General features: G+C 59.4%; 12 protein-coding genes. 10 read left to right on the top strand and 2 right to left on the bottom strand.

Annotated features, from left to right (window positions below; genetic code table 11):
* Nucleotides 1-91: 91 nt before the first annotated feature.
* Nucleotides 92-1,330, bottom strand: coding sequence for a transporter associated domain-containing protein (locus NTD89_RS22885; protein WP_262209849.1), 1,239 nt, complete (start codon nucleotides 1,328-1,330; stop codon nucleotides 92-94).
* A 12-nt stretch (nucleotides 1,331-1,342) separates the two neighbouring features.
* A complete protein-coding gene (locus NTD89_RS22880; protein WP_106578310.1) occupies nucleotides 1,343-2,155 on the bottom strand; it encodes an inner membrane protein YpjD in 813 nt (270 codons plus the stop codon).
* A 233-nt stretch (nucleotides 2,156-2,388) separates the two neighbouring features.
* Here NTD89_RS22880 and ffh point away from each other — a divergent pair, with 233 nt between their 5' ends.
* From ffh to thrC, 10 genes are all read left to right on the top strand, one after another.
* On the top strand, nucleotides 2,389-3,765 hold the full coding sequence (gene ffh / locus NTD89_RS22875; RefSeq protein WP_010207982.1) for a signal recognition particle protein: 1,377 nt from the start codon (nucleotides 2,389-2,391) through the stop codon (nucleotides 3,763-3,765).
* 250 nt (nucleotides 3,766-4,015) lie between these two features.
* The gene (gene rpsP / locus NTD89_RS22870; protein WP_003175899.1) at nucleotides 4,016-4,267 is read left to right on the top strand and encodes a 30S ribosomal protein S16; all 252 of its coding nucleotides are present in this window, start codon (nucleotides 4,016-4,018) and stop codon (nucleotides 4,265-4,267) included.
* Between the two features lie 5 nt (nucleotides 4,268-4,272).
* Nucleotides 4,273-4,809 carry a ribosome maturation factor RimM gene (rimM, locus tag NTD89_RS22865; protein WP_003175898.1) on the top strand — a complete coding sequence of 179 codons (537 nt, stop codon included), beginning with the start codon at nucleotides 4,273-4,275 and terminating at the stop codon, nucleotides 4,807-4,809.
* Nucleotides 4,791-5,564 carry a tRNA (guanosine(37)-N1)-methyltransferase TrmD gene (gene trmD, locus NTD89_RS22860; protein WP_262209844.1) on the top strand — a complete coding sequence of 258 codons (774 nt, stop codon included), beginning with the start codon at nucleotides 4,791-4,793 and terminating at the stop codon, nucleotides 5,562-5,564. The genes rimM and trmD overlap by 19 nt, the downstream gene beginning before the upstream one ends.
* Before the next feature lie 45 nt (nucleotides 5,565-5,609).
* Complete coding sequence (rplS, locus tag NTD89_RS22855; protein WP_003175895.1) at nucleotides 5,610-5,960, top strand: 50S ribosomal protein L19; 351 nt, start codon at nucleotides 5,610-5,612, stop codon at nucleotides 5,958-5,960.
* Between the two features lie 81 nt (nucleotides 5,961-6,041).
* On the top strand, nucleotides 6,042-6,455 hold the full coding sequence (locus NTD89_RS22850; protein WP_003193963.1) for an acyl-CoA thioesterase: 414 nt from the start codon (nucleotides 6,042-6,044) through the stop codon (nucleotides 6,453-6,455).
* 151 nt (nucleotides 6,456-6,606) lie between these two features.
* Nucleotides 6,607-7,503, top strand: a complete 897-nt coding sequence (gene xerD / locus NTD89_RS22845; RefSeq protein ID WP_262209842.1) for a site-specific tyrosine recombinase XerD — start codon at nucleotides 6,607-6,609, stop codon at nucleotides 7,501-7,503.
* Nucleotides 7,504-7,679: 176 nt separating this feature from the next.
* Nucleotides 7,680-8,417 (top strand): thioredoxin fold domain-containing protein, encoded by a 738-nt coding sequence (locus tag NTD89_RS22840; RefSeq protein ID WP_145164137.1) that lies wholly within the window; start codon nucleotides 7,680-7,682, stop codon nucleotides 8,415-8,417.
* Between the two features lie 122 nt (nucleotides 8,418-8,539).
* The gene (locus NTD89_RS22835) at nucleotides 8,540-9,844 is read left to right on the top strand and encodes a homoserine dehydrogenase (protein WP_106578313.1); all 1,305 of its coding nucleotides are present in this window, start codon (nucleotides 8,540-8,542) and stop codon (nucleotides 9,842-9,844) included.
* A 103-nt stretch (nucleotides 9,845-9,947) separates the two neighbouring features.
* Nucleotides 9,948-11,357, top strand: a complete 1,410-nt coding sequence (gene thrC, locus NTD89_RS22830; RefSeq protein WP_119736873.1) for a threonine synthase — start codon at nucleotides 9,948-9,950, stop codon at nucleotides 11,355-11,357.
* Nucleotides 11,358-11,591: the final 234 nt, after the last annotated feature.

Raw genomic sequence — 11,591 nt, 5'->3', positions numbered from 1 at the left:
GAAAGCGGTGGGTCAGTTAAAGATGGGCTGACTGATCCACCGCTTTCGCGAGCAAGCCCGCTCCCACATTGGAATGCGCAGTGCCGAAAAGCTAGGCGGCGACGGGCACGCGGCTGGTGTGCCAGATCAGCACCTTGCTGACGCGGTTGTCCTCGGTCTCGAGGATTTCCAGGCGATAGCGGCCGATCTTCAGGCACACCGCGCAATCCGGAATGGTCTCCAGCGCTTCGGTCACCAGGCCGTTCAAGGTCTTGGGGCCGTCACTGGGCAGGTGCCAGCCCAGGCTCTTGTTCAGTTCGCGGATCGAAGCTGCGCCGTCGATGATGTAGCGGCCATCGGGCTGCGCTTCGATGTGCGGATTGTCCGCTGCCTGATCACTTTCGAATTCGCCGACGATTTCTTCGAGGATATCTTCCAGAGTGACGATGCCCAGCACTTCGCCGTATTCGTCCACCACCATGCCCAGGCGCCGCTGCTGCTTGTGAAAGTTCAGCAGTTGCAGTTGCAGGGGCGTGCTTTCGGGGACGAAATAGGGCTCGTGGCAGGCAGCGAGCAAGGCTTCTTTGGTCAGGCTGGCGTCGGGCAGCAGGTGTTGGATCTGCCGGGTATTGAGCACGGCTTCGACCTGGTTGATGTCACTGTGGAACACCGGCAGGCGCGTGCGTTGCGAGGTGCGCAGCTGCTCAATGATCTCCTCGACCGAGTCATCCAGGTTGATGCCGTCCACTTCGCTGCGTGGCACCAGGATGTCGTTGACCGTGATGTTGTCCAGCGCGTGAATGCCGGGCATGCCGGGCGTACGACTTTCATCGGTCTCGGGCTCGGGTTCATCGTCGTGATCGGGCAGTGGCTCGTCGCTCTTTTTCACCACGCCGGATTTGCGTGCGAACGGGCGCAGCAATAACAGGCTGATGCCATTGAGCAGCCAGGCCAGGGGGTAGAGGATTTTCAGCGGCACACCCAGCAGCGTATTGCCAAAGCCCAGTACGGCTTGCGGGTGGCGAACCGCCAGGGCGCGGGGCAGGTAGTCGGCGAGCACCAGCAGGATCGCGCAGGAGATCAGCCAGCCGAGCCACGGGCCGTTCTGCGCCCAGGCGTAGATTGCCAGCAACGTGCAGAGAATCACCACGGCCGCACGACACAGGCTGTTGCACAGAATCAGGCTGTTACGCGGGAAGTTCAGGCGGGCGGCGGCCTTGTCACCCTGGCGTGTACCGGGACGCAGGGCCAGCAAATACTGTTGTGCGGCTTCAATGGCGGTAAACAGCGCCGCCCATAACACCAGCAAGGCGATTACCGCGAGCATCGGCCCAAGGGGCAAGTTGTCCATGATCGCTGCCCGTCAGATATGCAGGATGTATTCGCGAACCAGCTTGCTGCCGAAATAGGCCAGCATCAGCAGGCAGAAACCGGCCAGGGTCCAGCGGATCGCCTTGTGCCCACGCCAGCCGAGGCGGTTACGCCCCCACAGCAACACGCTGAACACTACCCAGGCCAGGCACGCCAGCAGGGTTTTGTGCACCAGGTGTTGGGCGAAGAGGTTTTCGACGAACAGCCAGCCGGAAATCAGCGACAGCGACAACAGCGTCCAGCCGGCCCACAGGAAGCCGAACAGCAGGCTTTCCATGGTCTGCAGCGGCGGGAAGTTCTTGATCAGCCCGGACGGGTGCTTGTTTTTAAGCTGGTGGTCCTGCAGCAGCAGGAGCAACGCCTGGAACACCGCAATCGTGAACATGCCGTAAGCCAGGATCGACAGCAGAATGTGGGCGAGAATGCCCGGCTCCTCGTCGATCACTTGCACGGTGCCAGTGGGGGTGAATTGCGCCAGCAGCACTGTCAGCATTCCCAGCGGGAATAGCAGCACCAGCAGGTTTTCCACGGGAATGCGGTAACAGGCCAGCAGCGTCAGGGCGATGACGGCAGCGGCGATCAGACTGGCGGCACTGAAAAAGTCCAGGCCCAGGCCGACCGGCGTCATCAAATGAGTGAACAGGCTCGCGGCGTGGGCGAGCAGGGCGACGACGCCCAGGCCCACCAGCAGACGTTTATCCGCTTTTGTGCCTTGGGCCAGACGAGTGCCCTGATAGAGAGTCGCAGCGGCGTACAAAATGGCGGCGGCGAGGCTGGGTAGCAAACTGGGTGACAAGGGGACCATAAATCCTGATAGACAAGCCCGAAAGGCGCTGAGTTTGGCACACACCAACGCCGCACGAAAGACTCACGGGCCAGACAGCGGGTGTGCACAGGCGCAGTCTTCGCTATAATCCGCGACCTGCCCACGCCGCAGGCTCGCCGAGCGCTGTTTTTAACAGCGATTTACCACAGCCTGGGCCGCCATTACCTCGGTCTACAAAGCATTTCGATGAATAGGGCCTGAAAGGATCGCGCATGTTTGAAAACTTGACTGACCGTCTCTCGCAGACGCTGCGCCACGTAACCGGCAAGGCCAAGCTGACCGAGGACAATATTAAAGACACCCTGCGTGAAGTACGCATGGCGTTGCTGGAAGCCGACGTGGCCTTGCCGGTGGTGAAGGACTTCGTCAACTCGGTCAAAGAGCGCGCGGTCGGCACCGAAGTGTCCCGCAGCCTGACCCCGGGCCAGGCCTTTGTGAAGATCGTGCAGGCCGAACTCGAAAGCCTGATGGGCGCGGCCAACGAAGACTTGAACCTCAGCGCCGTGCCACCGGCCGTCGTGCTGATGGCCGGTCTGCAAGGTGCGGGTAAGACCACCACTGCCGGCAAGCTGGCGCGCTTCCTTAAAGAGCGCAAGAAGAAGTCGGTGATGGTGGTATCGGCCGACGTGTACCGTCCGGCGGCCATCAAGCAGCTGGAAATGCTCGCGGGTGAAGTGGGCGTGACCTTCTTCCCGTCCGACCTGAGCCAGAAGCCGGTCGACATTGCCAACGCGGCTATTAAAGAAGCCAAGCTCAAATTCATCGACGTGGTCATCGTCGATACCGCCGGTCGCCTGCACATCGATGAAGAGATGATGGGCGAGATCAAGGCGCTGCATGCCGCGATCAATCCGGTCGAGACGCTGTTCGTGGTCGACGCCATGACCGGCCAGGATGCGGCCAATACCGCCAAGGCTTTTGGTGATGCGCTGCCGCTGACCGGCGTGATCCTGACCAAGGTCGACGGTGATGCCCGTGGCGGTGCTGCGCTGTCGGTACGTGCAATCACCGGCAAGCCGATCAAGTTCATCGGTATGGGCGAGAAGAGCGACGCGCTCGAGCCGTTCCACCCTGAGCGTATCGCCTCGCGTATTCTCGGCATGGGCGACGTGCTCAGCCTGATCGAGCAGGCCGAAGCCACGCTCGACAAGGACAAGGCCGATAAGCTGGCCAAGAAGCTGAAGAAGGGGAAGGGCTTCGACCTCGAAGACTTCCGTGACCAGCTGCAACAGATGAAGAATATGGGCGGCCTCGGCGGCCTGATGGACAAACTGCCGAACATCGGCGGTGTGAACCTGGCGCAAATGGGCAATGCCCAGGGCGCGGCAGAGAAGCAGTTCAAGCAGATGGAAGCCATCATCAACTCCATGACCCCGGCCGAGCGCCGCGACCCTGAGCTGATCAGCGGTTCGCGCAAGCGTCGGATCGCCATGGGCTCCGGCACCCAGGTGCAGGACATCGGTCGCTTGATCAAGCAGCACAAGCAGATGCAGAAGATGATGAAGAAGTTCTCCGCAAAAGGCGGAATGGCCAAGATGATGCGCGGCATGGGCGGTATGTTGCCCGGTGGCGGCATGCCAAAAATGTAAAGAATTCGAGCGGAAGTTCACTTCTGCTCCGACCCACAAGGATGTGGGATCTCCAGCAAACCCGCGGTTAGCGGGAGCTGACTCGCCGTTTTAACCGACGGCTCTATAGCAGATCTGAGTGGCACGCTGATAGGCGCCAGAAAAAGACATTTGCAAAAGTCCGGATATTCCTTAGAATATGCGGCCTTTCGGGCACCTATGCCCGCTGTGCATTTAGATTTGCAGCACCGACTACAGGAACGATGTTCACATGCTAACAATCCGTCTTGCCCTTGGCGGCTCCAAAAAGCGCCCGTTTTACCACTTGACCGTAACCGACAGCCGCAACCCGCGCGACGGTTCGCACAAGGAACAGGTTGGTTTCTTCAACCCTGTTGCTCGTGGTCAAGAAGTTCGTCTGTCCGTGAACCAAGAGCGCGTAGCCTACTGGCTGAGCGTGGGTGCACAGCCATCCGAGCGCGTTGCAAAACTGTTGAAGGACTCGGCTAAGGCCGCAGCCTGAGCAATATGAACGCGACGCCAGCTGTTGCTGATGATTTGATCGTTATCGGCAAGATTTACTCTGTTCATGGCGTTCGCGGCGAAGTGAAGGTGTATTCCTTTACTGATCCGACTGAAAACCTGTTGCAGTACAAAACCTGGACGCTCAAGCGCGAAGGGAGTGTGAAACAGGTCGAGCTGGTCAGTGGACGCGGGAGCGATAAGTTCCTGGTCGCAAAGCTCAAGGGTCTTGATGATCGTGAAGAAGCGCGTCTTCTGGCCGGTTATGAGATCTGCGTGCCGCGCAACCTGTTCCCTGAATTGACCGACGGCGAGTACTACTGGTACCAGCTGGAAGGTCTGAAGGTTATTGATCAACTCGGGCAATTGCTCGGGAAAATCGATCATCTTCTGGAAACCGGCGCCAATGATGTAATGGTGGTCAAGCCTTGCGCTGGCAGCCTGGATGATCGCGAACGCCTGTTGCCGTATACCGAGCAATGCGTGTTGGCCGTCGACCTGGCAGCGGGCGAGATGAAGGTGGAATGGGACGCGGACTTCTAAGCGTGGCTAATTTGCGCATTGAAGTGATCAGTTTGTTTCCCGAGATGTTCTGCGCCATCAGCGAGTACGGCATCACCAGTCGGGCGGTGAAACAGGGGCTGTTGCAGCTCACCTGTTGGAACCCGCGAGACTACACGACAGATCGACATCACACTGTGGATGATCGCCCATTTGGCGGTGGTCCGGGCATGGTGATGAAGATCAAGCCCCTGGAAGACGCGTTGGTTGAGGCCAAGGCCGCCGCCGGGGAGAAGGCGAAGGTAATTTACCTGTCCCCTCAAGGCCGTCAGCTGAAACAGGCTGCGGTACGCGAACTGGCGAATGAGGAAGCACTGATCCTGATTGCCGGTCGCTATGAAGGCATTGACGAGCGGTTTATTGAAGCTCATGTCGATGAAGAGTGGTCGATTGGGGACTATGTCCTGTCTGGCGGCGAGCTGCCGGCGATGGTCCTGATAGATGCGGTTACACGACTGCTGCCTGGAGCTTTAGGGCATGCGGACTCCGCGGAGGAAGATTCCTTCACGGATGGTTTGCTGGATTGCCCGCACTACACCCGACCGGAGGTGTATGCGGATCAGCGTGTTCCCGACGTATTGCTAAGTGGCAATCACGCACACATCCGGCGTTGGCGTTTACAGCAGTCCCTTGGTCGGACCTATGAACGACGCGCCGATCTTCTGGAAAGCCGCTCGCTTTCTGGAGAAGAGAAGAAGCTGCTCGAGGAATACATCCTCGCGCGGGACGATAGTTAACAACGTATCGATGGTAGGTCCATTGACTTACCTTAGGAGCACAGCATGACTAACAAAATCATCCTTGCACTCGAAGCAGAGCAGATGACCAAAGAGATCCCTACCTTTGCCCCAGGCGACACTATTGTCGTTCAGGTGAAAGTGAAGGAAGGCGACCGTTCGCGTCTGCAAGCGTTCGAAGGCGTGGTAATCGCCAAGCGTAACCGTGGTGTGAACAGTGCTTTCACTGTTCGTAAAATCTCCAACGGTGTTGGCGTAGAGCGTACTTTCCAGACCTACAGCCCGCAAATCGACAGCATGGCCGTTAAGCGTCGCGGTGACGTACGTAAAGCCAAGCTGTACTACCTGCGTGACCTGTCCGGTAAAGCAGCTCGCATCAAGGAAAAACTGGCTTAAGTCCAGCTTCCCGATGCAGAAAAAAGCAGCCTACGGGCTGCTTTTTTGTGCCTGAAATTTGTCCCTTGCCGGTACTTGCCCATGACCACCCGCCTCGAAGAAATCCAGCGTCGTACCGACCTGTCCGTGACCCACGTGACCAAGGCCGTATTCCCGCCGACTACCAACCACCACAACACCCTGTTCGGCGGCACTGCCTTGGCCTGGATGGACGAAGTGTCGTTCATTACCGCCACGCGTTTTTGCCGCTTGCCGCTGGTGACGGTCTCCACCGATCGCATTGATTTCAATCACGCGATTCCGGCCGGTTCTATCGTCGAGCTGATCGGCCGCGTCATCAAGGTGGGCAACACCAGTCTCAAGGTCGAAGTCGAAGTGTTCGTCGAGAGCATGAGTGCCGACGGTCGCGAAAAGGCGATCCAAGGCGTGTTCAGCTTTGTCGCGATCGATGCCGACAAGCGCCCGGTGCCGGTGCTGCCAGGGTTTGTTGACTGATCCTGAACCGAGTCGCGGCCATCGCAGGCAAGCCAGCTCCCACATTCGATCGATGTTGATGATGCTATCAGGCAAAACACAAAACCCATGTGGGAGCTGGCTTGCCTGCGATAGGATCTACCAGACACTCCAGTAATCAGCCTGAGCCCCTATGCCCGCCATTGACCATCCTCTGATCGACCGCTTTCTCGACGCCTTGTGGCTGGAAAAAGGCCTGTCGGACAACACCCGCCAGGCCTATCGCAGTGACCTCGCCCTGTTCAATGGCTGGCTGCAGGAAAAAAACCTCGAACTGATCAATGCCGGTCGCGAGCTGATCCTCGATCACCTGGCCTGGCGCCTGGAGCAGAACTACAAGCCGCGTTCCACTGCGCGTTTTCTCTCTGGCGTGCGTGGCTTTTATCGCTACCTGCTGCGGGAAAAGCTCATCGCCGCCGACCCGACGCTGCAAATCGACATGCCGCAACTGGGCCGGCCATTGCCCAAATCCCTGTCGGAAGCCGACGTGGATGCCTTGCTCGCCGCACCCGACCTCAGCGAAGCCATCGGCCAGCGCGACCGCGCCATGCTCGAAGTGCTCTACGCCTGCGGCCTGCGCGTGACCGAGCTGATCAGCCTGACCCTTGAGCAAGTCAACCTGCGCCAGGGCGTGCTGCGGGTGATGGGCAAGGGCAGCAAGGAACGCCTGGTGCCGATGGGTGAGGAGGCAATCGTGTGGGTCGAGCGCTACATGCGTGATGCCCGCATCGAGTTGCTCGGTGGGCGGCCCAGCGATGTGCTGTTTCCCAGCCTGCGCGGCGAGCAGATGACCCGCCAGACCTTCTGGCACCGTATCAAGCATCAGGCCAAGGTGGCCGGGATCGGCAAGGCGCTTTCGCCGCACACGTTGCGCCATGCGTTCGCCACCCACTTGCTCAACCACGGTGCGGACCTGCGTGTGGTGCAAATGCTGCTGGGGCACAGTGACTTATCCACAACCCAGATCTACACGCATGTTGCGCGGGCACGCTTGCAGGATATGCACGCCAAGCACCACCCGCGCGGATGAAATTGCATCCGAAACGGCCCAATTTACCCGCCGCAGTCTGCCCTCCGGCCCAACTGTGGTAGGCTTTGCCGGTTAGCAAAGGGGACGGTCAGACTTTTGTTTGCCTTGTGTGTATGACCCCGTATTTTCAGATCGGTGTTCCACACCCGTCCCTGCATCTGCCTTCAGGAGTTCCCATGCGCTTGACCCAGATTATTGCCGCCGCAGCGATTGCGTTGGTTTCCACTTTTGTTGTCGCCGACGACGCCGCCGAGCAAACGATTCGCAAGAGTCTGGCCAACCTGCAGCTCGACACGCCGATCGAAAGCATCAGTGCCAGCCCGATGGCCGGCCTGTATGAAGTCAAGCTCAAGGGCAGCCGCGTGCTGTACGCCAGTGCCGATGGCCAGTACATCGTTCAGGGCTACCTGTTCCAGTTGAAAGATGGCAAGCCGGTCAACCTGACCGAGAAAGCCGAGCGCCTGGGCGTGTCCAAGCTGATCAACGGCATTCCAGTGGCTGAAACCGTGGTGTACCCGGCCATCGGCGAGACCAAGACCCACATCACCGTGTTCACCGACACCACCTGCCCGTACTGCCACAAGCTGCACGCCGAAGTGCCTGCGCTGAACAAGCTCGGTGTGGAAGTGCGCTACGTAGCGTTCCCGCGCCAGGGTCTGGGCTCGCCGGGTGACGAGCAGTTGCAGGCGGTATGGTGCTCGGCCGACAAGAAAGCCGCGATGGACAAAATGGTCGATGGCAAGGAAATCAAGGCGGCCAAATGCGCCAACCCGGTTTCCAAGCAGTTTGCCTTGGGGCAGTCGATTGGCGTGAACGGTACACCGGCCATCGTTTTGGCTGACGGCCAAGTCATTCCGGGCTACCAGCCGGCGCCACAAGTTGCCAAACTGGCACTGGGTGCGAGTAAGCAGTAATCGTCGAGCCTTTGGCGATCATGCTCCGCCGAACAGTCGGCGGGGCATTAATTGAGAGCCGCAGTTGTGCGGCTGTTTTTCACGGCCGACCTTGAGTCGGCCGTTTCATGGGGAGTTCTTCAGTGAAACCGGTCAAAGTAGGCATCTGTGGGTTAGGGACCGTCGGTGGCGGCACCTTCAACGTACTTCAGCGTAATGCTGAAGAAATTTCCCGCCGTGCAGGGCGTGGGATTGAAGTGGCACAAATTGCCACGCGTACGCCAAAGCCTCAGTTCCAAACGACCGGTATTGCGATTACCAACGATGTCTTCGCCGTGGCGACCAACCCTGAAATCGATATTGTCATCGAGCTGGTTGGCGGCTACACCGTGGCCCGTGATCTGGTGCTGCTGGCCATTGAGAACGGTAAGCACGTGGTCACCGCCAACAAGGCGCTGATTGCCGTGCATGGCAACGAGATCTTCGCCAAGGCGCGCGAAAAGGGTGTGATCGTGGCCTTCGAAGCCGCCGTGGCCGGTGGCATCCCGGTGATCAAGGCGATCCGTGAAGGCCTGTCCGCCAACCGCATCAACTGGGTGGCCGGGATCATCAACGGTACCGGTAACTTCATCCTCACCGAAATGCGCGAGAAGGGCCGTACCTTCGAAGACGTGCTGGCCGAAGCCCAAGCCCTGGGTTACGCCGAAGCCGACCCGACTTTCGACGTTGAAGGCATCGACGCCGCGCACAAACTGACCATCCTGGCGTCCATCGCGTTTGGCGTCCCGCTGCAGTTCGACAAGGCCTACACCGAAGGCATCACCAAGCTGACCACCGCCGACGTGAATTACGCCGAAGCCTTGGGCTACCGCATCAAGCACTTGGGCGTAGCGCGCAGCACCCCGGCCGGTATCGAGCTGCGTGTACACCCGACCCTGATCCCGGCCGATCGCCTGATCGCCAACGTCAACGGCGTGATGAACGCGGTGATGGTTAACGGTGACGCGGCAGGTTCGACCCTGTTCTACGGCGCCGGCGCAGGCATGGAGCCGACCGCTTCGTCGGTGATCGCCGACCTGGTTGACGTGGTTCGCGCCATGACCAGCGACCCGGAGAACCGCGTGCCGCACCTGGCGTTCCAGCCGGATTCGCTGTCGGCTCACCCGATCCTGCCGATCGAAGCCTGCGAAAGCGCCTACTACCTGCGTATCCAGGCCCAGGATCATCCGGGCGTGTTGGCCCAGGTGGCGAGCATCCTGTCGGAGCGCGGCATCAACATCGAGTCGATCATGCAGAAGGAAGTCGAGGAACAAAACGGCCAGGTGCCGATGATCCTGCTGACCCATCGCGTGCTCGAGCAGCACATGAACGATGCCATCCGGGCGCTCGAAGCTCTTCAAGGCGTGGTTGGGCCGGTCGTTCGTATTCGCGTCGAACATCTAAATTAATTCAGCTGCAAGCGCCAAACTGCAAGCTGCAAGTAAAAGCAGATCCACTGTTACTTGCAGCTTGTCACTTGAAGCTTGAAGCCCAAACCGAAGGTTTGCCCCTATGCGTTACATCAGCACCCGCGGCCAGGCACCGGCCCTGAATTTCGAAGACGTTTTGCTGGCAGGCCTTGCCACTGACGGCGGCCTGTATGTGCCGGAAAACCTGCCACGCTTCACCCAGGAAGAAATCGCCTCGTGGGCCGGCCTGCCGTACCACGAGCTGGCCTTCCGTGTGATGCGCCCGTTTGTCACCGGCAGCATTCCGGATGCGGACTTCAAGAAGATCCTCGAAGAGACCTACGGCGTGTTTTCCCACAGCGCCATCGCGCCATTGCGTCAGCTCAATGGCAACGAATGGGTACTTGAGCTGTTCCACGGCCCGACCCTGGCGTTCAAGGACTTCGCCCTGCAATTGCTCGGTCGCCTGCTCGATTACGTGTTGGAAAAACGCGGCGAGCGCGTGGTGATCATTGGCGCGACCTCCGGTGATACCGGTTCGGCGGCCATTGAAGGTTGTAAGCACTGTGAAAACGTCGACATCTTCATCCTGCACCCGCACAAGCGCGTGTCGGAAGTGCAGCGTCGCCAGATGACCACCATTTTTGGTGAGAACATCCACAACATCGCCATCGAAGGCAACTTCGATGACTGCCAGGAAATGGTCAAGAACAGCTTCGCCGACCAGAGCTTCCTCAAGGGCACGCGCCTGGTCGCCGTGAACTCGATCAACTGGGCGCGGATCATGGCCCAGATCGTCTACTACTTCCACGCAGCCCTGCAGTTGGGCGGCCCGGCGCGTTCGGTGTCGTTCTCTGTGCCGACCGGCAACTTCGGCGACATTTTCGCCGGTTACCTGGCGCGCAACATGGGCCTGCCGATCAACCAACTGATCGTCGCCACCAACCGCAACGACATCCTGCACCGCTTCATGAGCGGCAACCAGTACGTCAAGGAAACCCTGCACGCCACGCTGTCGCCGTCGATGGACATCATGGTGTCGTCGAACTTCGAACGCCTGCTCTTCGACATGCACGGTCGCAATGGCGCCGCCCTGGCCGAGTTGATGAGCAGCTTCAAGAGCGGTGGCGGTTTCAGCGTTGACCAAGAGCGCTGGACCGAAACGCGCAAGCTGTTCGACTCCCTGGCGGTGGACGACGCACAGACCTGCGAAACCATCGCTGAGGTCTACGCCCAGACCGGCGAGCTGCTGGACCCGCACACCGCTATCGGCGTGAAGGCTGCGCGCGAATGCCGTCGCAGCCTGGATATTCCGATGGTCATTCTGGGTACGGCTCACCCGGTCAAGTTCCCGGAAGCGGTGGAGAAGGCGGGCGTAGGCAAGGCGCTGGAATTGCCGGAGCACTTGGCTGACCTGTTCGAGCGCGAAGAGCGTTGCACGGTGCTGGCCAATGACTTGAAGACTGTGCAGGCGTTTGTCAGCCAGCACGGGAATCGTGGTAAGCCGTTGTAAGGCGAGCCGCGTAGACAAAAACGCCGCTTTCCCTTCGTTGGGGCAGCGGCGTTTTTTGTTTCGGGAACCTCAAAACGGTCAACCATTGCGTAAGCAGTTATGTGCGGCCGTTTTTTGCCTGTCATGTTGCAAGCGCATGCTGGTTCACGTCGCTCCCTGACTGCCCCATAAAGACGATAAAGCGAACTTTCCTACGTCATAACCAGTCACTTAGGATAGATGCAGCTCCCGTTG

The sequence above is a fragment of the Pseudomonas sp. 14P_5.3_Bac1 genome (genome assembly GCF_025466135.1).
In the GTDB taxonomy this organism is placed as follows: Bacteria; Pseudomonadota; Gammaproteobacteria; order Pseudomonadales; family Pseudomonadaceae; genus Aquipseudomonas.
Note: the sequence above shows the minus strand (reverse complement) of the source record. Positions and strands in the feature narration are given on the sequence as shown.

Excerpts from the sequence above, each read along its gene's own strand:
- NTD89_RS22885 (WP_262209849.1), bottom strand. The coding sequence starts at position 1,330 with ATGGACAACTTGCCCCTTGGGCCGATGCTCGCGGTAATCGCCTTGCTG.
- NTD89_RS22880 (WP_106578310.1), bottom strand. The coding sequence starts at position 2,155 with ATGGTCCCCTTGTCACCCAGTTTGCTACCCAGCCTCGCCGCCGCCATT.
- ffh (WP_010207982.1), top strand. The coding sequence starts at position 2,389 with ATGTTTGAAAACTTGACTGACCGTCTCTCGCAGACGCTGCGCCACGTA.
- rpsP (WP_003175899.1), top strand. The coding sequence starts at position 4,016 with ATGCTAACAATCCGTCTTGCCCTTGGCGGCTCCAAAAAGCGCCCGTTT.
- rimM (WP_003175898.1), top strand. The coding sequence starts at position 4,273 with ATGAACGCGACGCCAGCTGTTGCTGATGATTTGATCGTTATCGGCAAG.
- trmD (WP_262209844.1), top strand. The coding sequence starts at position 4,791 with ATGGGACGCGGACTTCTAAGCGTGGCTAATTTGCGCATTGAAGTGATC.
- rplS (WP_003175895.1), top strand. The coding sequence starts at position 5,610 with ATGACTAACAAAATCATCCTTGCACTCGAAGCAGAGCAGATGACCAAA.
- NTD89_RS22850 (WP_003193963.1), top strand. The coding sequence starts at position 6,042 with ATGACCACCCGCCTCGAAGAAATCCAGCGTCGTACCGACCTGTCCGTG.
- xerD (WP_262209842.1), top strand. The coding sequence starts at position 6,607 with ATGCCCGCCATTGACCATCCTCTGATCGACCGCTTTCTCGACGCCTTG.
- NTD89_RS22840 (WP_145164137.1), top strand. The coding sequence starts at position 7,680 with ATGCGCTTGACCCAGATTATTGCCGCCGCAGCGATTGCGTTGGTTTCC.
- thrC (WP_119736873.1), top strand. The coding sequence starts at position 9,948 with ATGCGTTACATCAGCACCCGCGGCCAGGCACCGGCCCTGAATTTCGAA.